A 23,058-nucleotide genomic window follows, 5' to 3' on the forward strand; every position below is an offset into this window, starting at 1 on the left:
TGGGGCAGTCCAGTGCCTGGTACAGCGTCTCCGCCTGACCGGCGGTCGGATTGCCCTCGCCGGCGGTGAGCAGCGTCGGGCAGCTGATGTTCTATACGACGTCGGAGAGCCCGTAGCGGTCCAGTTCGACGACGTACTCGCCCAGGCTCTTCAGCCCGTGCACCCACAGTCCGCGCTGTACCAGCCGCCAACGCGTGGCCGGAGACTCGGCCGGCGACGCGAGGTACGGCTCCAGCTCGGCGGGATCCACGTCGGGCAGACGGTCCGGTCCGGGTCAGGGGCTGGCCCTGGCCGGGCAGGGGCTGACGATGCGCCCCGGCTGGGAGAACGTCCTGCGGCCCCGTGATCGACCACGCGGTGACGCTGCCCGAGGTGGACGCCGCCCGGCTGGCGGTGATCGGCTGGAACCCATGGGCTCGCGGACGAGGTCGCCCGCACCGCCCCCTACGCGGGGCACAGGTAGCCGTTCAGGTACGTCCCCTCGAAGGGCACCCTGACCGGCTGGAGCGGCGGAGCGCACAACTCGGCGAAGCGGGCGAGGCAGTCCCGCTCCCGCGTGGCCGCGTCGGTGAGCCGGGGGTCCACGGGCGCGCCGAAGAGCGGGTAGTAGGCGCTACGGAAGTAGGTGGAGGCCCGCAAGTACGCCTCACGGGCGCTGACCCGGTGGCCGGCCCCGGCGCTCTCCTCCGCCCAGTCCCGCACCATCGCCGCGGTCGCCGTCCACTCCTCGAACCAGCTGTCGGGGTCGCCGTCGGTGATCCGCCGTGCGGTGAGCTCGCACTCGCCCCACTCCGCGCCGCCGCCGGTCATCGTCGCCAGGGCACGCTCGGCGAACATCTGGAACAGGGCGTCGTCGAACAGCCGCATGGGCACCTCCGGGGCGTCGGGGAGAAGGCCGACGCCGGCACGACCCGGGCGGGGCTGTGCCGGCGCGGTCCTGGCGGGTGTCGCTGCTGCGCGAGTCGGCGGGGCGCCGCTACCGCGTGTGGACGGGGTCGTACACGTTCTTGGGCGTGACGATCTCGGTGATCGTCCGCGCGACCAGGGAGGACGGTTCCTGGCCCTGGTAGAGGATGTCGGTGTTCATCATCAGCACCAGCGTCGCCTTCTTGGAGGGCAGGTACACGGTCACCGTCTCGTAGCCCGGGATGGAGCCGTTGTGCCCGATCCATCCGCCGCTGTTCATGATGCCCAGACCGTAGCTGGTGCCGGGGATGCCCGTCGGCAGCGTCTTGAGCCGCTCCGCCTGGGTCTTCGGGCTGAGCAGCGTGCCGGTGGCGACGACCTTCGCCCAGCGGCGCAGGTCGTGCAGGTTCGAGATCATGGCGCCGGCCGCCCAGGCCCAACTGGGGTTCCAGTGGGTGGAGTCGGTGACCTCGCCGGTCAGCGTCTGGTTGGTGTAGCCCTGCGGATGCGGGTCGGGGATCTCGGCGTTGTCCGGGAAGCTCGTGTGATGCAGGTCTGCCGGGCGGAGCACGCCCTTGTGGATGACCTCGGCGAGCGGACGACCGGTGACCTTCTCGATCACCAGGCCGAGCAGGATGAGGTTGCTGTTGGAGTACTGGAACTGCGTGCCCGGGGCGGAGGTGTTCTTGTGCTTGTAGCCGTAGGCGAGCAGCTCCTGGGGCGTGTACGTGCCGTTCGGGTCGCTCATCAGGTCGTACTGGAAGTCGGAGTCGAACGTGTAGGGGTACAGGCCGCTGCGCATCTCGGCGAGGTGACGCAGGGTGATCTTGCGGCCGTTCGGCACGCCCTTGACGTACTTCGCGATCGGGTCGTCCAGACCGACCAGGCCCTCGTCGACGAGCTTGAGCAGCGCGGTGACCGTGAACGTCTTGGTCTCGCTGCCGATGCGCACGTACATGTCGCTGGTCATCGGCCGTCCGGTGGCGGTGTCGGCGACGCCGGTCGCACGGACGTAGCGCCCCTTGCCCGGCATCCACAGCCCGACGACCAGGCCGGGGATCCCGGTCTTGCGGCGGACGTCCTCGATGGCCTTGTCCAGCCGGGCGGTGAGCTCGGGCCCCAGACCGTGCTGCGAGGGGTTGTCGTTGTCGTGCCGGTGGGCGCCGGCGGCGGGGACGGCGGTGGCCGGCGTGACCGCGAGCGGGGTGAGCATGGAGGCCACGAGCAGGGCCGCTGCGAACACACGGCGGGAGGGGGGACGGCACACGGCGGGGGCACCTCTTCTGGTTCAGGGGGGATCTGACGGGAACCTCACCCATCGGTTACCGGGCGGAAGCGCGGTTGCAGCACCCGTTCAGGGGAGTCCACTCAATCGGAGCCGCCCAGGTCGCTGAGGCGGCCCTGCCGGGTCTGCGGACGCCGAACCCCGCGCGCCCCCGATGGCCGTGCCCGGACGGCGGCTCTAGCGTCGGACCATGCACTCGACGGATCCCTCGGCCCACGGTGGCGCGGACGGCGGGCACGGTGGCCAGGGCTCGGCCCACGCTGACGCGGACGCCGGACGCGGCCGGTACGGCGAGACCCTGTTCGACGCGGAGCACCCCCGCGAGGCAGAGCGCATCGATGATGCGGCACTGGTCTACGACCCCGTCACTACCCACCGCCTGCGCGCGCTGGGCGCCGGACCGGGCCTGCGCTGTCTGGAGGTGGGAGCCGGTACGGGAACGGTGGCGCGCTGGCTGCTGCGGGAGGCCGGGGTGGCGGAGGTGGTCGCCCTGGACCGCGACACCAGCGCGCTGACCGGACTCACGGAACCCGGCCTGCGGGTGCTCACGGCGGACCTCACGGACGAGACCCTGGACCTGGGCACGTTCGACGTCATCCACGCCCGGTTCGTACTGATGCACTTGCCCGGACGCCGTCGCCTGATCTCCCGGCTGGCGGGCCTGCTGAATCCGGGCGGCCGGATCCTGCTCGGCGACGCGGTGGAACTGCCCGACAGCCTCGACGGCTCCTCCCCCTACCGGCACACGATGGACGCCATGTGGGAAGCCCTCCGCACGACGATCGGCACCGACATCTCCGGCGTACCGGCCTACCCCCACGCGCTGCGGGAGGAGGGCCTGACGGACGTAGCCGCGGAACTGTACTGCCCGCCGCTGATCCCCGACGGTCCCCTGGCCCGCTTCTGGTCCCAGACGTGGCAACGGATGCGCCCCGCGCTGGAGGAGACGGGCCGGGTGGACACCGCGACCGTGGAGAAGGCCTTGGACTACCTGGCCTCGCCCGGGCTCGCGGAACTGGGCCCGGGGATGCTGATGGCGTGGGGCCGACGCCCCTGACCGTCCGCGCGGGCTGACCAGGTCAGGGTGGACGAGTGCACGGACGCGCAGCCGGATACACCGAGTGCGACGACCGACACCAAAAGGCATGGTGGCAGCACGCATAGCCACTCCCAGAACTATGTTGCCCCACCACATGTGCCCCTGACCTGCACGTTCCTACCGTGTGCGAACACGTACCCGTCCCCACCGCACACGAGGAAGTGGCGCACATGGCCTCCGCAGCAACCGCTCCCCCAACGCCCGGCAATCTCAAGCGCATTGTCGCGGCCAGCCTCATCGGCACGACGATCGAGTGGTACGACTTCTTCCTGTACGGCTCCGCCGCCGCCCTCGTCTTCAACAAGCTGTTCTTCCCGGACTCCGACCCGCTGGTCGGCACCCTGCTGTCCTTCCTGACGTACGCCGTCGGATTCGCCGCGCGTCCGCTCGGTGCCCTGGTGTTCGGGCACTACGGTGACCGGCTCGGGCGCAAGAAGCTGCTGGTGCTGAGCCTGCTGCTGATGGGCGGGGCCACCTTCGCGATCGGTCTGCTGCCCACCCACGCGACCATCGGCACGGCCGCTCCCGTGCTGCTGACCGTGCTGCGCCTGGTGCAGGGCTTCGCGCTCGGTGGCGAGTGGGGCGGCGCCGTCCTGCTGGTCTCCGAGCACGGGGACGCACGACGGCGCGGATTCTGGGCGTCCTGGCCGCAGACCGGCGCGCCCGCGGGGCAGCTGCTCGCGACCGGTGTGCTGTCCCTGCTCACCGCGACCCTCTCCGACAGCGCCTTCACCAGCTGGGGCTGGCGCATCCCGTTCCTGCTCTCCGGTGTGCTCGTGATCGTCGGTTTGTGGATTCGTCTGTCTGTCGATGAATCGCCCGTTTTCAAGCAGGCGTTGGCCCAGGCGGAGGCGCGCAAGTCCGACGCCGCGGAGAAGCTGCCACTCGTCTCCGTGCTGCGCCACCACTGGCGTGACGTCCTCGTCGCGATGGGCGCGCGCATGGCGGAGAACATCAGCTACTACGTCATCACCGCCTTCATCCTCGTCTACGCCACCACCGCGGCCGACGTCTCCAAGCAGACCGCGCTGAACTCCGTGCTCATCGGGTCCGCCGTCCACTTCGCGTCGATCCCGCTGTGGGGCGCCCTGTCCGACCGCGTCGGACGCCGACCCGTCTACATGCTCGGCGCGGCCGGAGTCGGCCTGTGGATGTTCCCGTTCTTCGCCCTGGTCGACACCGGCAGTTTCGGCAATCTCGTCCTCGCCGTGACCGTGGGACTGGTGCTGCACGGAGCGATGTACGCGCCCCAGGCCGCCTTCTTCTCCGAGATGTTCGCGACGCGGATGCGCTACTCCGGCGCCTCCATCGGCGCCCAGTTCGCCTCGGTCGCGGCCGGCGCCCCCGCGCCGCTGATCGCCACCGCCCTGCTCGCCGACTACGACAGCTCCACCCCCATCACCCTGTACGTCATCGCCGCCGTCGTACTGACTCTCATCGCGGTCGGCGTGGCCAAGGAGACCCGCCACCGGGACCTCGCCGACATCGACTCCGCCCCCGAGGACGCCGAACCCGCCGCGGTGCACCCGGAGGACGCTCACACCCGCTGATCCCGGCCCGAGCCCGGCCCCCGTACGCACCTGCGTACGGGGGTCAGTGCGTTGTCGCGGGCGCGGACAACCGGTGCAGTCTCAGGGCGAGTTGGATCTCCAGCGCCCGCGCCGGGCTCTGCCAGTCGTCGCCCAGGAGGCGGCCTACGCGCTCCAAGCGCTGGGCGACCGTGTTCACGTGGACGTGCAGGTCGTCCTTGGTACGGGCGGGGCTCATGCCGCTGGCGAAGTAGGCGTCCAGGGTACGGACCAGGTCCGTGCCGCGCCGTTCGTCGTAGGTGACGACCGGGCCGATCGTACGGTGGACGAACCCGGCGATGTCCCGGTCCCCCGCCAGCAGCAGGCCGACGAACCCGAAGTCCTCCGCCGCCGCGCCGTCTCCCGAGCGGCCGAGCAGCCTCAGGGCGTCCAGACAGCGCCGGCCTTCCTCGTAGGCGGCGGCGACGGCGTCGGGGTAGGTGGCGAGGTCCTCGACCGGGGCGGAGGCACCGACCGTGACCGCCTCGTGGACCGCCCCGCCCAGTATCTGAGCCGTCCGGCGGGCGATCTCCGTCGCGCTGTCGCCGTGTTCCAGGGGCAGCAGCAGGACCGTACCGCCGTCCCGGGCCGCGGCCAGGCCGTGCCGGGTGGCGGCGAGATGGGAGGCCGCGGACCACAGGCGGCGGCGGGCGGCGGCTTCCTGTTCGGCGTCGTCGGACCCGCCGTCGAGGCGGGCCGCGAGCACGACATGGGTGGCGTCCAGGTCGGCGTCGAGCCGGGCCGCACGCTCGCGCAGCAGGCGCGGGTCACGGTCACGCGAGTCCAGCAGGTCGTCCAGCAGCTCGCCGCGCACCCGCTGTTCGGCCTCGGCGGCCGAGCGCCGGGCGAGCAGCAGCAGCGAGGTGACCATGGCGGCGCGCTCCAGTGTGCGCTGGTCGACGGGGTCGAGACCGGGGTGGCCGCGCAGCACGAGAGCGCCGAGGAGTTCGCCGCCCGCGGCGACGGCGGCGATCCAGTCCTCCTGGTGCCGTACGGCGTGTCCCTCGGCGCGGGAGGTCTCCACGGCGCCGGCGGGGGCGTACTCGGTGAATTCGACGGTGCCGTCGAGGACTTCGGAGACCGCCGCCGCCACGTCGTGCACCCCGCCGCCGCGCAGCACGAGTTCGGCGAGCCGGTCGTGGACGTCGGAAGCGCGCTCGATGACCCCGCTGCGGTCCTGGATGATCTCGTTGGCGCGCTCGAGGTCGGCGAGGGCCGAGCGGGTTTCGGTGAGCAGGTTGGCGGTGTCGATGGCGGCCGCGGCCAGCGCCGCGAAGGAGCCGAGCAGGGCGATCTGCTCCCGCTCGAAGACCCGGGCCCGCCGGTCCGCCGCGAACAGCACGCCGATGACGTGGTGCCCCAGCATCAGCGGCACCCCGCAGATCGCCACCAGGCCCTCGTCCCGCACTCCGGAGTCGATGCTGATGGTGTGCCGGAACCGGTCGTCCTGGAAGTAGTCGTCGGTGACGTAGGGGCGGGCCGTCTGGGCGACGAGTCCGCCGAGGCCCTCCCCCATGCCGAGGCGCAGTTGCTGGAAGCGGGCCGCGACCGAGCCCTCGGTCACCCGCATGTAGGTGTCGCCGCGCTGGGGGTCGTTCAGGCTGAGGTAGGCGACATCGGTGCCGAGCAGCGAGCGCGCGCGCTGCACGATCGCCTGGAGTACGGCGTCCAGGTCCCGCAGGCCGGCCAGGTCGTGGGCCGTCTCGAAGAGCGCGGACAGTTCGGCCTCTCGCCTGCGCCGGCCCTCCAGCTCGGAGCGGACCCGCAGGGCGAGGAGCTTGGCCGCCTCCAGCGCGGCGATCCGCTCGGCGGGCTGTCCCTCGGCGCGGGCGCGCAGCACCGGCTGCTCGTAGGCGTCGGCCGAGGCGCCTCGGGCCAGCAGCTCGAGGAAGGGCGCCTCGGCCCCGCCGTCCGGTGAAGGGCCGGCGGAGCGCTCTGCGGACTGCACGTGATCGCGGGACATGCGCACAGGATTACTCATCACACCGTCGCCCTGTCAGCCCCTGTGGACAACCAGCCCTTGTGGATGAACGCCGATGTCTCAGTGCGCCGTCCAGCCGCCGTCCATGACTATCGAGGTGCCGGTGACGAAGGACGCCTGCGGACTGCACAGATACGCCACCGCCTCGGCGACCTCGTCCGGCTCGATCAGCCGCTTCAGCGCGCTGTCCTGGAGCATGACCTCGCTCAGGACCCGTTCCTCGGGGATGCCGTGCGCCCGCGCCTGGTCGGCGATCTGCTTCTCGACGAGCGGGGTGCGCACATAGGACGGGCACACACAGTTCGAGGTGACGCCGTGGGGCGCCCCCTCCAGGGCCGCCGTCTTGGACAGGCCCTCCAGACCGTGCTTGGCGGAGACGTAGGCCGCCTTGTAGGCGGACGCGCGCAGCCCGTGGACCGAGGAGACGTTGACGATACGGCCCCAGCCCTGGCCGTACATATGGGGCAGGGCGCCGCGGATGAGCCGGAACGGCGCTTCCAGCATCACGGTGAGGACCGTGTGGAAGACGTCGGGCGGGAACTGCTCCAGGGGTCGCACCAGTTGCAGTCCGGCGTTGTTGACGAGGACGTCGGTGCCGGCCGCGGCGAGTTCGGCGGCGTCCAGGTCGGTGAGGTCCAGGGGGTGGGGCTCGACGGTGCCCGCGAGGCCCCGGCACCGCTCGGCGAGTGCCTCCAGGCCCGCGGCGTCCCGGTCGACCGCTCTGACCTTTGCCCCCGCGGCCGCGAGCCGCAGGGCGCAGGCGCGGCCGATGCCACCGGCGGCGCCGGTGACGAGGGCGGTGCGGCCGCCGAGGTCGAGCGAGGGGGCGGAGGGTGCCGGAAGAGCGGCGCTGGACGGGGTCATGCCCCGACCCTAGGCAGCGCTCCCGCCGCGCCCCATGTGGTCTGAACCCATACTTCAGTCGCTGGTCGTGGGTTGGAACCATGTGGGCTCGTCCGACAGGGCCTGCTTGATCCGGAACAGCTGGTACTCGCTGAGCGGGGGCAGGGCGTCCACGTCGAACCAGCCGACCTCGATCGACTCGTCGTCGTTGACCCGCGCCTCGCCGCCGACGGCCCGGCAGCGTATGCAGACGTCCATGAACTGGCAGATGTCACCGTTCTCGAAGGTGACCTCCCCGCCCGACTTCACCATCACGATCCGCTCGGGGACGCAGTGCACGCCGGTCTCCTCGTACACCTCCCGCACGGCACAGGCGGCAGGCTGCTCGCCGGGGTCCGGGATGCCGGAGATCACGGCCCACTGCTGGTTGTCGGCGCGCTGCCCGAGGAGAACTCGTCCCGCGTCGTCGAAGACGACGGCACTGACACCGGGCATCCAGAGCAGCTGCTGCCCGGCCGCGGCCCGGATCGTGCGGATGAAGTCAGGAATGGCCATGGTCACGACCCTAACGGGCCACCATGGCCACCTGCGGTGCTTCTTTCGGGAGTACGGCGGGCGTACGGTTACACGTCACCCGCGCGTCGCCCGCGCACACCGGCGCCGATCGCCCAGCCCAGGCCGCCCGCCGCGACGAGCACCAGGGCGATCTCCGGCAGGATGCCGAGCTGGGTCGCGGGCGTCTCGGAGGAGCGCAGGGGCACCTCCTGCACCAGCGAATCGGCCACGAACATGCCGGTCTTCTGGGTGATCTTCCCGTCCGGCATGATGATCGCGCTGACGCCGCTGGTCACCGGAACCGTGACGGTCCGGCTGTGCTCGACCGCCCGCACGCGCGACATCGCGAGCTGCTGGTAGGTCATCTCGCTGCGGTCGAAGGTGGCGTTGTTGCTCGGCACGGAGATCATCTGCGCGCCGTCGGTGACGGTGTCGCGCACGGCCCAGTCGAAGGCGGCCTCGTAGCAGGTGGCGAGGCCGATCTTGGTGCCGTCGACGGTGAAGACGCCCGGCTCGTCGCCCCGGCTGAAGTCCTGGCGGACCATCGAGGTCCACTCGGAGTTGATCGCGCCGATCATCGACCGCAGCGGTAGGTACTCGCCGAACGGCTGGATCTGCCGCTTGTCGTAGGTCTGCAGCGGGCCCTTGACCGGGTCCCACAGGATCTGCTCGTTGAGCAGCTTGCCGTCGCGCTTCACGACCCCGCCGACCGAGATCGGCGCACCGATCGCCTTGGCCGCCTTGTCGATGACCGTACGGGCGTCGGCGTTGGCGAAGGGATCGATGTCGGAGGAGTTCTCCGGCCAGAGCACGAAGTCGGGCCGGGCGACCTTGCCCGCCTCGATCTCGGCGGCCAGCCGCTCGGTCTCCCGCGCGTGGTAGTCGAGCACGGCCCGGCGCTGCGAGTTGAAGTCGAGCCCCGCGCGCGGGACGTTGCCCTGGATGACCGCCACGGTCACCGTGCCGTCCTCGGCCTGGTCGCTGACCAGAGGCTGGGCGGCGAGCGCGGCGGCGAAGGGGACGGCGACGCTGAGCAGCGCCACCGCGGCGGCGGACCGCTGGACGGCCCGGGTCCGCTGCCGGTCGACGGCGAGCCGGACGACCTCGTACAGGCCGAAGCCGCACAGGACGACCGCGAAGCCGAGCACCGGTGTGCCGCCGACGGCGGCGAGCGGCAGGAACGCTCCGTCGGCCTGGCCGAAGGCGATCTTTCCCCAGGGGAAACCGCTGAACGGCGCACGCGCGCGTGCCGCCTCTCCGGCGATCCACAGGGCCGCGGCCCACACGGGCCAGCCAGGAAGCCGGGACACCGCGGCGACGCCCGCGCCGACCAGCGCGACGAAGACCGCCTCGATGACGACGAGCGCGATCCACGGGCCGGGGCCCACCTCCACGCCGGTCCACACCAGCAGCGGAAGCAGGAAGCCCAGACCGAAGAGGTAACCGAGACCGAGTCCCGCCTTCCAGCTCCGCCCGCGCAGTACCCAGCCGAACACGGCGAAGGCGGGCAGGGCCAGCCACCACAGGGTGCGCGGCGGGAAGCTGACGTAGAGCAGCACTCCGGAGAGCGCCGCGGCGAGAGCGGGCCACAGGCGTGCGAGCCACACCCGGCGTCGGGCGGGCACGAGCGGCTTCACCTGGTCCGACTCGTCCACGGAAGTTGCGGTGACGGTCACTCCGGGAGTGTACGGCGGTTGACCTTCACCCCGACAGCGCGGTCCCGGGGCAGCGGCGGCCCGGTGTGCCGTAACGCTCCTGCCCAAGACGTCCACAAATCGTCCATCAGCCGTTACGGTGTGCCGGAGCAAGTGTCGTACGAGCCGGTCAGGCCGGTGTCGAAGGGGTTCGGCACGGTCGGGGGACGACCGGGTTGCGGGGGTCGGGGTGGGTGCCACAGGGATGACGTCTGCGGCCGGTTCTGAGAGCGCCAGAGACATCGGAGAAAGACGAAACGTTTCTGACGCGGCGGGCGTCATCGTGCTCGGCGCCTGCGCCACCTGGTCCCTGGTCACGGCCACCGTCCAGGACGGCCGGCCCGAGGGCGTCCTGCTCGCGATCCTGGCGGTCGCCGCCGGCTACGCGGCCGGCCGCATCAGCGGCGCCCTGCTGCCGGTGGCCGCCCCGTGCGCCGCGGCCCTCGGCGGAGTCGCCCTCACGATGACCCTCCCGCACCTGGGCCCGGACCCCGCCATCGTTGCGCCGCTCGGCCAGGCCGGGGCGACCGCCGCCCTGCTCACCCTCTCGGCGGGCGCCGCCTGCTGCGCGGCCTGGGCCGCCACCGCGCCCGCCCTGCGCCTCGCCCTGCGCCTGCTGGCCGCCGGCATCGCGGTGACCGCGGCCGCCCTCGGTTCCACCACGGGTCTCGTGGCCTGTTCCGCGGTGCTGTTGTGCTCCCTCGCCGCCGGCCGGATGCCCCACCGGGGCGTGGGCATCGCGGGGCTGGCCCTGACCACGGCCATGGTGACCGGTCTGACCTGGGCGATCGCCGGAAAGGCGGTACCGGACGGGCTGGCCGCGTCGCTGGAGGGCCGGCTCACCGGGCACCGGCTGGACCTGTGGCAGGACGCCCTGCGCCTGGCGGAGCGGGATCCCGCCCTGGGGGTGGGGCCGGGCCGCTTCGGAGAGCTGTCCACGACGGCGACCGGCACGCTGCTCTCCGACGGCAAACCGCACTCGGCGCCCTTGCAGCAGGCGGCCGAGCAGGGCGTCGTCGGGGTGGTGCTGCTGGCGGCGGCGTTCTGCTGGGTGCTGTTCGCGCTCTGGCGCGCTCCGCGCCCGACCCCGGTCGTCCTCACCGCCGGCGCGGCCCTGACCGGTCTCGCGGCGATCGCCGCGGTAGGCAACGCGCTCAGCTTCACCACGGTGTCGGTCGGCGCGGGACTGCTGGCGGGCCTGGCCACCGCCCGCCCGATGCCGGACGCGTCAGCCGCCGGCGTGCTGGAGGCACGCCCGCCCCGACCGGTGTGAGGTCAGTGCGCCGCGCCGGTGGTCCCCGCGCGGAGCCGGTCCCGGATGACCCGTACGGCGGCCTCGGCGTCGTCGATGGTGATCGTGAACGTGTGGCCGTCCCACAGCCGCAGCACGACCCCCTCCCCACGTCGTACGACGACCGCGGTGCCCTTCTCGGGCCGCCAGCGATAACCCCAGCCGCCCCAGTGGCGCGGGGTGACGAGCGGAGCGAAGTCGGCGCCCGCGACATGCGACAGCGGGATCCGGCGGCGCGGCACACCCATGTGGCCGCAGCGCACCTCGAGGCACTCCAGGTCCACCTTCAACGCGACGTGCACGAACGCCAGGGTGCCGAACAGCACCAGCAGGCCCGCCGCGATGCAGCCGACGACGGCCATCGCGAGGGGGGCGACGCCGGAGGTCCAGGCCGAGTCGACGGCCAGCTCGATGCCGAGCGCCATGCACGCGGCCCCGACGAGCGCCAGCAGCCACTGGACGCGGTTGGTGGCCCGTCCGGTCCAGACGTCGGGGTGCGGCGCGTGCGCGCCGTGGGGGTGGTCCCTCATGGCTATAAGGTACTCAGGTTTCGCTGCGCGGGTACCTCGTCGCGCACGGTGACTGGGCCGGCCGGGGGTTCTTGGCCGGATCCGCGGTCACCGCGCGGGCATGGCCGCCTGGAGCAGCTGTCCCTCTTCGTAGGCGAGGGCGGGCTCGGGCAGGGGGCCCTCACGTCCGCTCAGCAGCACGGTGACGGTGCCGTCGACGTCGGCCTCCGGGGCGGGCAGCGCGCCGATCCGGCGCAGCGCCTGGGCGGCGACCGCCCCGGCGGAGCCGTGCAGGACGAGCGGCGGGCGGTTCGGGCGCTGCACGGCGGCGCGGATGCGCTCGGCGACCAGTTCGTAGTGGGTGCAGCCCAGGACGACGGTCGTCACGTCCTCGGGCGTCAGGGCGGCCGCCGCGGTGACGGCGGTGGCGATGGCGTCCTCGTCGGCGTGCTCCACGGCCTCGGCCAGCCCGTGGCAGGGCACCTCGGTGACCTTCACTCCGTCGGCGAAGGCCTCGATCAGATTCCGCTGGTAGGCGCTGCCGGTCGTGGCGGGGGTGGCCCAGATCGCGACGGGTCCGCCGCCGGCCGCCGCGGGCTTGATCGCGGGAACCGTGCCGATCACCGGGATCTCGGGCTCCAGACGGGTCCGCAGAGTGGGCAGGGCGTGCACGGTCGCGGTGTTGCAGCCGATGATCAGAGCATCGGGCCGATGCGCGGCGGCGGCCTCGGCGACGGCGACGGCGCGCCCGATGAGGTCCTCGAGGGTCCGCACTCCCCAGGGCATGCCGTCGGGGTCGAGGGAGAGAACGAGATCTGCGTCGGGCCGCAGCCGTCGTACCGCGGCGGTGGCCGCCAGCAAGCCGATTCCGGAGTCCATCAGCGCGATCTTCACCCGGCCACGATAGACGATGGCCCCTTCCCGGCCGGTCCGGTGGGGCAGACTGCGCGGGTGAGCGCCTTCGTGTGGATCGCCGCCGGATCACTCGCCGCCTGGCTGTGGCTGCTGCTCTGTCAGGGCTTCTTCTGGCGTACGGACGTACGGCTGCCCGCCCGGCGTGATCCCCGCGCGTGGCCGTCCCTGTGTGTCGTGGTCCCAGCGCGGGACGAGGCGGCCGTACTCCCCGACAGCCTGCCCTCGCTGCTGGCCCAGGACTATCCGGGACGGGCGGAGATCTTCCTCGTGGACGACGGCAGCCGCGACGGCACCGGACAGCTGGCGCGGGAGCTGTCCGAGCGGTACGGCGGGCTCCCGCTGACCGTGGGCTCGCCGGGTGAGCCGCCCGCGGGCTGGACCGGCAAGCTGTGGGCGGTGCGGCACGGCATCGGACTGGCACGCGCGCGTGACCCCGAATATCTGCTGCTGACCGACGCCGACATCGCCCACGCGCCCGACAGCCTGAGACAGCTCGTCGCGGCGGCGGCCACCGGAGGCTTCGACGCCGTGTCCCTGATGGCCCGGCTGCGCGTGGAGAGCGTCTGGGAGCGGCTGGTCGTGCCGGCCTTCGTCTACTTCTTCGCGCAGCTGTACCCGTTCCGCCGGATCGGTGAGAAGGGGACGCGGACGGCCGCCGCTGCGGGCGGCTGTGTGCTGCTGCGCGCGGACACCGCCGAGCGGGCCAGGATCCCGGACGCCATCCGGCACGCCGTCATCGACGACGTGGCGCTGGCCCGGGCCGTGAAGGGCGGCGGCGGGCACATCTGGCTGGGCCTCGCCGACCGGCTCGACAGCGTCCGGCCGTATCCGCGCCTGCACGACCTGTGGCGCATGGTCTCCCGCAGCGCCTACGCGCAACTGCGGCACAACCCGCTGCTGCTCGCCGGTACGGTCGCCGGGCTGGCGCTGGTCTATCTCGTACCGCCCGTGGCAGTGGCCACCGGGGATCCGGCGACCGCGATCGTCGGCGGGCTCGCGTGGCTGGTGATGACCGGGACGTACATCCCGATGCTCCGCTACTACCGCCAACCGCTGTGGCTCGCTCCCCTGCTGCCGTTCACCGCGTCCCTCTATCTGCTGATGACGGTCGACTCTGCGGTGCAGCACTACCGGGGCCGGGGTGCGGCCTGGAAGGGCCGCACCTACACGCGTCCGGACGCGGTGCCCGACGAGGGCTGACTACTTGCGGCCGGGCGTCCAGTTCATGCCCCAGCCGTACGCGTAGTCGACCGTCCGCTGCGGGCTCACCCCGCGCTCGGGCACCAGGTAGCGGGCCTCGCGCTGGACCACGAGATCGCTGCCGGTGTTGGTGATCAGGGCGAGCGCGCACACCGTCGAGGGGACCGTGCACTCGTCGAGCGAGAAGTCGACCGGGGCGCCGTACTGCGGACTGAGGGTGACCGTGGCGTGCAGGTCGGCGAAGGAACGCGCGCCCTCGTAGATGGTCACGAAGACCAGGATGCGCCGGAAGGCACGCTGGAAGTCGAGGTTGACGGTGAGGTTCTCGCCGCTGGCGACGGCGCCGGTGCGGTCGTCGCCGTCGAGGTGGATGTACGGCGGCTGGTGCAGGGCGCCGAAGGCGTTGCCGAGCGCCTGGACGACACCCTTGCTGCCGTCGGTGAGCTCGTACAGGGCGCACAGGTCGAGGTCGAGGTCGTTGTGCATGGCGACCGGGCGGCCCAGCTTGCTCGCCCAGCCCGAGAACTGCTTGCGCACCTCCCAGTTGAGGTTCACGCGCAGGGCGCCGGACGTGCCGCCCTGCTTGGTCAGGGAGACCGCGGGGGCGGCCTTCGTGAGCGTGACCTTGCTGAGGCTGACCGGCGGGGCGGCCGTGGGAGGCGTGGCGGGCGGGGGCGGCATGGTCGCCGCGGGAGCGACCGGCGGCGCCACGGGCGCCGGCACGGGGGGTGTCATGGGGGGCGTCATGGGGGCGGCCTGCTGAGGCTCGTCGACCGTGATGCCGTAGTCGGTGGCCAGTCCCTCCAGGCCGCTGCTGTAGCCCTGACCGACGGCGCGGAACTTCCAGGCGCCCTGGCGGCGGTAGAACTCGCCGAGCACGAAGGCCGTTTCGACGGTGGCTCCGGTGCTGTCGAAGCGGGCGACCGAGGTGCCTTGGGCGGCGTCCTTGACCTCGATGGCGAGATCGGGGACCTGCCCGAAGGAGCCGCCGTCGGCGGAGGCGGCCAGGATGACGGTCTCGATCGCGGGCTCCACGCGCGCGAGGTCGACGAGGAGGCTGTCGGTCACCCGGCCGCCGGCGTCCCGCTTGCCCTCGTGGCGGACCGCACCGGAGGCGTGCACCGCCTGGTTGTAGAAGACGAAGTCCGCGTCGGAACGGACCTTGCCGCCGACGAGCAGCAGCGCCGAGGCGTCGGCGTCGGGCACCCCCGGCCCGGAACGCCAGCCCAATTCGACGCGCAGCGCCGTCGTCGGCACCGGAACGTTGGATCCTTTCGACATTGACATGTCCGCCCCCATCACGTGTCAGCGCGCCAGGTCACGCCCCGGCAAGTCCATTCGGTTCCGCACCTCGGTTCCGTACGGGTCAACCTATTCCCAACGAGCGGTGAACCTCCATGAGGAGTCCTCAGAAGATCGCTGGCCAACCGCCGGTAACCCGCTCGGAACTTGGCCTTTACCGCATCCGCACGCCGATCCGCGCCCCTTTTTCCCAAGTTCGCTCGCATTGGGGATCCCAGGTCACCGCCGACACGGAAAACAACCCTCTTATCGGTCTCCCCAACCAGCACATCGTGGGCTTAACTTATGTGCCATGACCTCCCCCCGCTCCACCTATGGCGGCGGCTACTACTCCGCCTCCTTCCCGGACACCCCGATCTACGACTCCCTCGTGGCCGAGCGGGGAACCCCGCAGATCGCCCCGATCCGGGTCCCCGCCGCCTACGACACCCCGGGCAGCCACCTGCCCGCGCTGCCGTCGGCGCTGCCGGCTCTGCCGGCCGCCCCCTCCCAGCCCTCGTACGGCTACCCGCAGGCGCACCAGCCCGCCCCGCTGCAGCAGGCCCCCGCGGCCTACATCCCGCAGCAGGCGGCCGCGCCACGTGGCTACCCCGGCCCGCAGCCCCAGCAGCCGCGTCCCGCGGCGCCCACGGGCTACGAGGCGATGCGTCCCGCGGCGCCCCGGCCCGCGGCACCCATGTACCAGGACCCGTACAACAACCAGCAGTACCGCGGCTACTGAGCCGGTCCCCCGCCGGTCGGTGCCACCTGGCACGATGGCCTCATGGGGAACCCGCGACTGCAGTCGATTCACGTTCATCCGGTCAAGGCGTTCCGGGGCTTCGCGCCCCGGCAGGCCGCCGTGGAGCCCTGGGGGCTGGCCGGTGATCGTCGCTGGATGCTGATCGACGACGGGGGAAAGGTCGTCACACAACGCCAGCAACCGCGCCTTGCCGTGGCCGCCGCCGAGCTTCTGCCCGGCGGCGGCCTTCGGCTGTCCGCGCCGGGCATGGACCCGCTGACCGTGCCGGTGCCGCGGCCGGGCACGACCGTCTGGGCGGAGATCTTCCGGGACAAGGTCGAGGCCGTGCCCGCCGAGGACTCCGCCGTGCACGCCTGGTTGAGCGCCTACCTGGGCGCCGGGGTGCGGCTCGTGCACATGGACGACCCGGCCACGCGCCGGCCCGTCGACCCGGAGTACGCGCAGCCCGGTGAGACCGTCAGCTTCGCCGACGGCTACCCGCTGCTGCTCACCTCGACGGCCTCCCTCGACGCCCTCAACTCCCTGATCGCCGACGGCGATCACGCGGGCGAGGGTCCGCTGCCCATGAACCGCTTCCGGCCGAACGTCGTCGTGTCCGGCACCGACGCCTGGGCCGAGGACGACTGGACGCGCGTCACGATCGGCGAGGTCGCCTTCCGGGTGGCCAAGATGTGCGGCCGGTGCGTGGTCACGACGACCGACCAGGAGACGGCGGGGCGGGGCAAGGAGCCGCTGTCCACACTGGGCCGGCACCGGCGCATCGGCGGCAAGCTCGTGTTCGGGCAGAACCTGGTGCCACTGACCGGCGGCACGATCCGGGTCGGGGACCCGGTCGAGGTCCTCTCGTAAGCCCCCGATCCGGATCGGGGACCCGGTCGAGGTCCTCTCGTAAGCCCCGGCTCCGGTCAAGGTCCACGCCTGAGCCCAGTCCTGGTCCTCTCCTGAGCCCCGGTCCAGCCCCTGCCTCGGCCCCGGTCAGGGCACTCTCGTAAGCCCTCGCCGCGTGCGGGAACCCCGGCCGTCGGCCTGCTCGTTGAGCGTTTCGCGAGCAGTTCATGAGAATCTCGGCCCGGGTGATTTCGCTCTCTCTTCGGCCGGGATCGCGCGTGAGCGGCTCCGCGGGGGGTTATCACGGAGCGGGAAGGGGGTGCGGGACGGTGCGAGCGATCTGCGGGCTCTGGCGCTGGCGGCACAACCCGCTGCGCCGGCCGACCGACCTGGCCGAGGCCTGGGTGGGGCTGTCGGCCCTGCTGCTCGTCCTCGTCCTGGCCCCTGTGTCCGGCGCCCTGACCGGTGGCCTCGCGCAGGACGCGCTGCAGGAGTCGGTGCGCGAACAGCGGGCGGCCCGCCACCAGGTGACCGCCACCGTGGCCCGTCCCCTCGGCGACTCCCCGTTCAACGCCGATCCCGAGGCCGCCGCCTCCGGCCGGGAGGTCCGCACCCGCGTGCTGGCCGACTGGACCGCCCCGGACGGCACCCACCGGCACGGCCCGGTCACGGCCCGGATCGACGACCCGGAGCCCGGCCAGCGCTTCTCGATATGGACGGACCGTCAGGGCCGCATAGCCGCCCGCCCGCTGGACTCCGCGACGGCCACCACCCATGCCGTGCTGGCCGGGTTCGGCGCGGCCCTGGTGGTCATCGGCATGGTCGAGTGCGCCAGAAGACTGATCGTCTGGCGCATGGTCCGTCGCCGGTACGCCCGTTGGGACCAGGCCTGGGACCGGGCCGGACCGGACTGGGGCCGCACCGGCACCGGCAGCTGACCGGGACGGGTACCGGCAGCTGACCGCCTTCCGGCTCTGGTCAACCCCGGACCTGCGCGCACGCTACGGTGGACCGGCCGAGTCATCGGCGACGACCCGCGCGAGCAGCCGCAGGGGTGGCCGACGCGCCCCGAAGGTGAACGAGGCATCAGTACGACCGAGGTGGGGGCACAGCAACGCCATGGCACAGGGCACGGTCCAGGTGACGCACACCGGCACATCACGGTGGCGGCGCCGCACGGGTGAGTACGCGTCGCTCGCCGCAGCGCTTCAGGCCGCGGCCGACGGTGACGTCCTCACCATCGCGCCCGGCACCTACCGGGAGAACCTCGTCATCCAGCGGCCGGTGACCCTGCGCGGCCCCGAGGGCTCCCCCGGCTCGGTGCGGATCGCTCCCCTGGACGGTGTGCCGCTGACCGTGCGCGCGTCGGCCGTGATCCAGGACCTGCACGTGGAGGGCCAGGACGCGGCGGCGCCCGCGGTGCTGGTGGAGGAGGGCGCGCCGGAGCTGGTGGACCTGCGGGTCGTCACCCGGTCCGCGGCCGGCATCGAGGTGCGCGGCGGCGCCCGGCCGGCCGTGCGGCGGTGCACCGTCGACAACCCCGCGGGCATCGGCATCGCCGTGGTCGACGGCGGGGGCGGGGTGTTCGAGGAGTGCGAGGTCGTCTCCGCCGGTCAGTCCGGTGTCTTGGTGCGCGGGGGCGGCCATCCCCGTCTGGAGCGCTGCCGGGTGCACCACTCCTCGGGCGCGGGCCTGGCCGCGACGGGGGAGAACTCCGCGCTGGAAGCGGTCGGTTGCGAGGTCTACGAGGTCCGCGGCAGCGGCGTGCAGATCACCGGCCGGGCCACCGCCCATCTCACCGACTGCGATGTCCACCGCACCACCGCGGACGGGGTCACGCTCGACACGGACGCCGTGCTGACGCTGGCCGACTGCCGTATCCACGACATCCCCGAGAACGCGGTCGATCTGCGCTCCCGTTCCGTGCTGACCCTGACCCGCACCACCGTGCGGCAGTTCGGCCGCAACGGCCTGTCGGTGTGGGACCCGGGCACGCGCGTGGACGCCAACCAGTGCGAGATCTTCGACTCGACCGGCGACTACCCGGCTGTCTGGGTCAGCGACGGCGCCACCGCCGTCCTGGACTCCTGTCGCGTGCACGACGTGCCGGACGCCCTGTTCGTGCTCGACCGGGGCTCGCGCGCGGACGTCGTCGACAGCGACCTGACCCAGGTCCGCAACACCGCCGTGTCGGTGAGCGACGGCGCCACCGCCCAGCTCGACGACTGCCGTATCCGGGACGCGGCGACCGGCGCCTGGTTCCGCGACCACGGCAGCGGCGGCACGCTGGCCAACTGCACCCTGGACGGCGTGCAGACCGGGGTGATCGTCACCAAGGGCGCCGACCCCACCATCGAGCGCTGCACCGTCGACTCCCCCGCGGAGGCCGGCTTCTACGTCTCCGCGGGCGGCCGGGGCAGCTTCCTCAACTGCCGGGTCACCGGCAGCGCGGGGTACGGCTTCCATGTCATCGACGGCTGCCGTACGACGCTGAGGAAGTGCCGCACCGAGCGCTGCGCACGCGGGGGTTACGAGTTCGCCGACGGCGGCCCGGACGCGGGCTCCGGGTCGGGGCCGGTGGTGGAGGACTGCACCAGCGACGAGAGCGCGGGGCTGGGCCGGCCCGCCGCGCCGCGCGAGACGGCCGTGCAGACGGCGAGCCAGTCGCCGGGCCTGCTCGGCGCCATCCCCGGGCAGCGCGCCACCGAGCAGGAGCCGCTGATCGCGGCCCCTGCGCCGGAACCGCCCGCCAGGACCTCCAAGGCCGTCCTCGGTGAACTGGACGCGCTGGTGGGCCTGGACAGCGTCAAGCGCGAGGTACGGGCGCTCACCGACATGATCGAGGTGGGCCGGCGCCGCCAGCAGGCCGGCCTGAAGGCCGCCTCCGTGAAGCGGCATCTGGTCTTCACCGGCTCCCCCGGCACCGGCAAGACCACGGTCGCCCGCCTCTACGGCGAGATCCTCGCCTCCCTCGGCGTCCTGGAGAAGGGGCACCTGGTCGAGGTGTCCCGGGTCGACCTGGTCGGCGAGCACATCGGCTCGACCGCGATCCGCACCCAGGAGGCCTTCGACAAGGCGCGCGGCGGCGTGCTGTTCATCGACGAGGCCTACGCGCTCTCCCCGGAGGACTCCGGCCGGGACTTCGGCAAGGAGGCCATCGACACCCTGGTGAAGCTGATGGAGGACCACCGGGACGCGGTGGTCGTGATCGTCGCGGGCTATACGGCGGAGATGGAACGGTTCCTTTCCGTCAACCCGGGTGTGGCCTCCCGCTTCTCGCGGACCATCACCTTCTGCGACTACACGCCCGAAGAGCTGCTGCGGATCGTGGAGCAGCAGGCCGACGAGCACGAGTACCGGCTCGCGCCGGGCGCCGACGAGGCGCTGCTGGCGTACTTCACGGCGATGCCCAAGGGGCCCGCGTTCGGCAACGGCCGCACCGCGCGGCAGACCTTCGAGGCCATGGTGGAGCGGCACGCGGGCCGCGTCGCCCAGCTCGCGGAGCCCAGCACCGACGACCTGACCCTGCTCTACGCGGAGGACCTGCCCGAGTCGCCGTGACCCCAGCCCCCTGAAACGATGGTTTCCGTGACGAGGTGAACACGCACAGCGCGCACGGAAAGGCACGGCCATGCTGGGACAGAGCAAGGCGTTCAGCGGTTTCTCGGTGGACGACATCGGCAGGGCGAAGGAGTTCTACGGCACCACCCTCGGCATCCGGGTGTCGGAGGAAATGGGCAACCTGGTCCTGCACCTGGGCGGGGACACCACCGTGTTCGTCTACGCGAAGGACAACCACACGCCGGCCACGTTCACGGTCCTCAACTTCCCCGTGGACGACATCGACAGGGCCGTCACCGACCTGGGCGCGCGCGGTGTGACGTTCGAGCGGTACGACGGCTTCGGGCAGGACGACCAGGGCATCGCCCGCGGCGCCGGCGACGGCACGGGACCGGACATCGCCTGGTTCAAGGACCCCGCCGGCAACGTCCTGTCCGTGCTGTCGGGAGCCATGTGACTCAGGGCTCGGCCCGCTGCACGGGCAGCTCGGGCCGCAGCCGGGCCAGCAGTCGTTCGCGTTCCTCGGCGAAGGCCGGGTCGGCCTGGTAGTCGGAGTGGCCGAGGATCGGCGCGGGCAGCGGATGCAGCTCGGTGCGGCCGTAGGCGAGGGGGTCCTTCAGGGCGTCGCGGTCCACCTCGGGGCCGCAGGCGCCGGGCAGCAGGACGGGACCGCCGATGGGGTCGGTGGGCCGGTGAAGATTGCGCCAGCAGTCGACGTCGTGGTGGAGGGCGCTGAGCGCGGCCGGGCCGAAGTGAGCCGGAAACCAGCGGCCGTACAGGCGCTCCAGCGGGGAGCCGTAGGTCAGCAGGGCGACGCGTTTGCGGACCGATGGCTTCAGCTGCCAGGCGGCGGCCGCGGCGAGGACGCTGCCCTGGGAGTGGCCGGAGAGCACCAGCCGTCCGCCGGTGGCCCGGGTCCAGGTCGCCATCCGCCAGGTCAGGTCGGGCACGGCGCGCTCGGCGTAGCAGGGCGGCGCGAAGGGGTGGGCGGCGCGCGGCCAGAAGGTGCCCACGTCCCACAGGATGCCGATGGTGCGGCGGGCGGAGGCGTCCTTGTAGGCGCGCCGGCCCCAGGTGACGAACAGTATGAAGCCCAAGCCGATCAGCCAGGACCCGAGCGCCTGGGCCGTCTCGGCGGCGCCCTGGACGAAGGCGTGCCCCGGTTCGCTCGCCTCGGCCGGCGTCTCGTCGGTGGCCCAGGCGCCCACCAGGGCTCCCGCACCGAGCAGCAGGGTCGCGGTGGACACGACGGCGACGAGCAGGGGGCCGCGGTCGGTGAGGGTGGCCATCGCGCGGGTGCGGGCGATACGGCGGGTGCGCGTGCCGTCCTCGGGCTCGCCCCGGTGCTCGCGTTCCACCGCGGCCCGTTCGGCGCGGGCCAGCCGCAGGGTCCGTCGGCCGAGCCAGCCGCACAGCAGGAGCACCAGCACCAGCAGCGGCGGGATCACGGAGGCCTGCCAGGTCAGCAGGACGGGCGGGCCGGGGATCGAGGCACGGGTGCCGTCCAGCCAGTCGGCGACGCGCTGGGCGAGGCCGCCGGACATCACTCCGCCGAGGGCGCAGGCCAGCATGGCGACGGCGGGCCCGCCGAGTCCGCGCATCGCGGCTCGCGCGTCGGGGTGGGTGCGGTGCAGGACGTGGGCGATCCCGGCGAGGACGATGACGAGCAGGCCCTGCGTGAGGGCGAGCGCGCCGAAGGTGGCGTCGCCGGGCAGCCGGCCGCTCGACACCCACTCCGGCCGCCCCCAGCCCGCGTACACCAGGGTCAGGGCCAGCAGGGCGAGACAGGCGAGCGGCAGCCGCCGTACGAGATGGTCGTCGGGGTTCTGGTCGATGCGGTGCTCGCTGCGGCCCCGGCGGCACACGACCCACGCCACGCCGGCCGCCGCGAGCAGCAGGGCCGCCTCCAGGAGGCGGCCGAGGGCGTCGAGGGTGGCGGGGCCGCCGGTGCGGTGGTCGAAGCGGGCCGCCGGCAGACCGGCCGCGGCGGCGACCGTCAGCAGGCCCGCGGCGGTGTGCGCGGCGCGCAGCCGGGCCACCAGGCGGCGGCCGTACCAGAAGCCGGGACGGCCGAGCGCGGTGCGGTCGGTGTCCTCGTCGGGCTCCGGGCCCTGCGGCAGGGGTTCCTGGGACTCGTACGCGCTCCAGGTGCGGTGGGAGAGGTACCAGAGCAGTCCGGTCAGGGCGAGCGGCACCAGCGCGGCGAGGGCGAGGCGGCGTCCGGGCAGGCTCCACCAGCCGCCGTGTGAGATCTCGGGCGACAGGAAGCCCAGCCACGAGTTGCGCTCTGCGCACGCGCGCGTGCCCGCGCACTGCCAGGCCGCCAGATCGAGCGCCACCTCGCAGGCCGCGGCGACCAGCAGCACCGTCAGGGACAGCCCGGCGAGCCGGACGAGCACGCCGTAAAGGCGTACCGTGCGCACCCGGCCGCGGGTGCAGGGGCGCATCCAGTGGGCGAGGTTGACCACCATGAACGGCAGCAGCAACAGCCACAGCGCGCGGGTGCCGTTGCCGGAGGTGAGGTTGCACCACACGTAGGCCTCGGGCACCGGCCGGTCGCGGTAGTCCTCCGGGCGGGACTCGGCGTCGGCGTCGTCGGCCCGCCGGAACATGGCCGCGGTGTCGTCGCCGGTGATCCGTACCGTGCGGGGGTCTCCGAGCATGTCCTGGGGCGTGGTGCCGCCAACTCCGTGGACGAGTAGTTCCAGGGCGGTCTCGGACCCGCCCGTCGAGACACGTTCTGACGCACGCTCCACTGTTCGCACTTCCCCCGTGACGA

Annotated in this window: 20 protein-coding genes; 9 read left to right on the forward strand and 11 right to left on the reverse strand. The window is 72.7% G+C overall.

Features of this window, described 5'->3' with window-relative positions:
* Positions 1 to 91 precede the first annotated feature (91 nt).
* The 3 genes from AC068Z_RS19110 to AC068Z_RS19120 form a co-directional block, all read right to left on the reverse strand.
* The gene (locus AC068Z_RS19110; protein ID WP_478556686.1) at positions 92 to 250 is read right to left on the reverse strand and encodes a hypothetical protein; all 159 of its coding nucleotides are present in this window, start codon (positions 248 to 250) and stop codon (positions 92 to 94) included.
* 194 nt (positions 251 to 444) lie between these two features.
* The gene (locus tag AC068Z_RS19115) at positions 445 to 867 is read right to left on the reverse strand and encodes a hypothetical protein (protein ID WP_478556688.1); all 423 of its coding nucleotides are present in this window, start codon (positions 865 to 867) and stop codon (positions 445 to 447) included.
* A gap of 109 nt (positions 868 to 976) precedes the next feature.
* Positions 977 to 2,173 (reverse strand): serine hydrolase domain-containing protein, encoded by a 1,197-nt coding sequence (locus AC068Z_RS19120; RefSeq protein WP_478556690.1) that lies wholly within the window; start codon positions 2,171 to 2,173, stop codon positions 977 to 979.
* A gap of 208 nt (positions 2,174 to 2,381) precedes the next feature.
* Between AC068Z_RS19120 and AC068Z_RS19125 the strand changes: the two genes are divergently transcribed.
* Together AC068Z_RS19125 and AC068Z_RS19130 are read left to right on the forward strand one after the other, a co-directional pair.
* On the forward strand, positions 2,382 to 3,248 hold the full coding sequence (locus tag AC068Z_RS19125) for a class I SAM-dependent methyltransferase (RefSeq protein WP_478556692.1): 867 nt from the start codon (positions 2,382 to 2,384) through the stop codon (positions 3,246 to 3,248).
* Between the two features lie 212 nt (positions 3,249 to 3,460).
* Positions 3,461 to 4,840: an MFS transporter gene (locus AC068Z_RS19130; RefSeq protein WP_478556694.1), complete on the forward strand. Its 1,380-nt coding sequence runs from the start codon at positions 3,461 to 3,463 to the stop codon at positions 4,838 to 4,840.
* Positions 4,841 to 4,883: 43 nt separating this feature from the next.
* On the opposite strand, the gene AC068Z_RS19135 is transcribed toward AC068Z_RS19130, so the two are convergent.
* The 4 genes from AC068Z_RS19135 to lnt all read right to left on the reverse strand — a co-directional run bounded on the left by AC068Z_RS19135 (position 4,884) and on the right by lnt (position 9,913).
* The gene (locus AC068Z_RS19135; protein ID WP_478556696.1) at positions 4,884 to 6,821 is read right to left on the reverse strand and encodes a helix-turn-helix domain-containing protein; all 1,938 of its coding nucleotides are present in this window, start codon (positions 6,819 to 6,821) and stop codon (positions 4,884 to 4,886) included.
* Between the two features lie 78 nt (positions 6,822 to 6,899).
* Positions 6,900 to 7,703 carry a 3-hydroxybutyrate dehydrogenase gene (locus AC068Z_RS19140; RefSeq protein ID WP_478556698.1) on the reverse strand — a complete coding sequence of 268 codons (804 nt, stop codon included), beginning with the start codon at positions 7,701 to 7,703 and terminating at the stop codon, positions 6,900 to 6,902.
* Positions 7,704 to 7,757: 54 nt separating this feature from the next.
* Complete coding sequence (locus tag AC068Z_RS19145) at positions 7,758 to 8,237, reverse strand: NUDIX hydrolase (RefSeq protein ID WP_478556700.1); 480 nt, start codon at positions 8,235 to 8,237, stop codon at positions 7,758 to 7,760.
* Between the two features lie 68 nt (positions 8,238 to 8,305).
* On the reverse strand, positions 8,306 to 9,913 hold the full coding sequence (gene lnt / locus AC068Z_RS19150; protein WP_478556702.1) for an apolipoprotein N-acyltransferase: 1,608 nt from the start codon (positions 9,911 to 9,913) through the stop codon (positions 8,306 to 8,308).
* 298 nt (positions 9,914 to 10,211) lie between these two features.
* Between lnt and AC068Z_RS19155 the strand changes: the two genes are divergently transcribed.
* Positions 10,212 to 11,204 carry an O-antigen ligase family protein gene (locus tag AC068Z_RS19155; RefSeq protein WP_478557269.1) on the forward strand — a complete coding sequence of 331 codons (993 nt, stop codon included), beginning with the start codon at positions 10,212 to 10,214 and terminating at the stop codon, positions 11,202 to 11,204.
* A 2-nt stretch (positions 11,205 to 11,206) separates the two neighbouring features.
* On the opposite strand, the gene AC068Z_RS19160 is transcribed toward AC068Z_RS19155, so the two are convergent.
* Together AC068Z_RS19160 and AC068Z_RS19165 are read right to left on the reverse strand one after the other, a co-directional pair.
* Complete coding sequence (locus AC068Z_RS19160) at positions 11,207 to 11,752, reverse strand: hypothetical protein (protein ID WP_478556704.1); 546 nt, start codon at positions 11,750 to 11,752, stop codon at positions 11,207 to 11,209.
* An 87-nt stretch (positions 11,753 to 11,839) separates the two neighbouring features.
* Positions 11,840 to 12,625: a glutamate racemase gene (locus tag AC068Z_RS19165; protein ID WP_478556706.1), complete on the reverse strand. Its 786-nt coding sequence runs from the start codon at positions 12,623 to 12,625 to the stop codon at positions 11,840 to 11,842.
* A 39-nt stretch (positions 12,626 to 12,664) separates the two neighbouring features.
* On the opposite strand from AC068Z_RS19165, the gene AC068Z_RS19170 reads away from it, so the two are divergent.
* On the forward strand, positions 12,665 to 13,846 hold the full coding sequence (locus AC068Z_RS19170) for a glycosyltransferase (RefSeq protein WP_478556708.1): 1,182 nt from the start codon (positions 12,665 to 12,667) through the stop codon (positions 13,844 to 13,846).
* Here AC068Z_RS19170 and AC068Z_RS19175 read toward each other — a convergent pair whose 3' ends face one another.
* The gene (locus tag AC068Z_RS19175) at positions 13,847 to 15,127 is read right to left on the reverse strand and encodes a TerD family protein (protein ID WP_478556710.1); all 1,281 of its coding nucleotides are present in this window, start codon (positions 15,125 to 15,127) and stop codon (positions 13,847 to 13,849) included.
* A gap of 313 nt (positions 15,128 to 15,440) precedes the next feature.
* On the opposite strand from AC068Z_RS19175, the gene AC068Z_RS19180 reads away from it, so the two are divergent.
* The 5 genes from AC068Z_RS19180 to AC068Z_RS19200 all read left to right on the forward strand — a co-directional run bounded on the left by AC068Z_RS19180 (position 15,441) and on the right by AC068Z_RS19200 (position 20,736).
* Complete coding sequence (locus AC068Z_RS19180; protein ID WP_478556712.1) at positions 15,441 to 15,869, forward strand: DUF6643 family protein; 429 nt, start codon at positions 15,441 to 15,443, stop codon at positions 15,867 to 15,869.
* Between the two features lie 42 nt (positions 15,870 to 15,911).
* The gene (locus tag AC068Z_RS19185; RefSeq protein WP_478556714.1) at positions 15,912 to 16,739 is read left to right on the forward strand and encodes an MOSC domain-containing protein; all 828 of its coding nucleotides are present in this window, start codon (positions 15,912 to 15,914) and stop codon (positions 16,737 to 16,739) included.
* A 308-nt stretch (positions 16,740 to 17,047) separates the two neighbouring features.
* A complete protein-coding gene (locus tag AC068Z_RS19190) occupies positions 17,048 to 17,656 on the forward strand; it encodes an Rv1733c family protein (protein ID WP_478556716.1) in 609 nt (202 codons plus the stop codon).
* 181 nt (positions 17,657 to 17,837) lie between these two features.
* Complete coding sequence (locus AC068Z_RS19195; protein WP_478556718.1) at positions 17,838 to 20,279, forward strand: right-handed parallel beta-helix repeat-containing protein; 2,442 nt, start codon at positions 17,838 to 17,840, stop codon at positions 20,277 to 20,279.
* A gap of 70 nt (positions 20,280 to 20,349) precedes the next feature.
* Entirely contained in the window at positions 20,350 to 20,736 is a 387-nt protein-coding gene (locus AC068Z_RS19200; RefSeq protein ID WP_478556720.1) for a VOC family protein, read from the forward strand.
* Between the two features lies 1 nt (position 20,737).
* Here the strand turns inward: AC068Z_RS19200 and AC068Z_RS19205 are convergent, their stop codons facing one another.
* Positions 20,738 to 23,035, reverse strand: coding sequence for a hypothetical protein (locus AC068Z_RS19205; protein WP_478556722.1), 2,298 nt, complete (start codon positions 23,033 to 23,035; stop codon positions 20,738 to 20,740).
* Positions 23,036 to 23,058 lie beyond the last annotated feature (23 nt).

Source organism: Streptomyces sp. NPDC043726 (assembly GCF_056436565.1).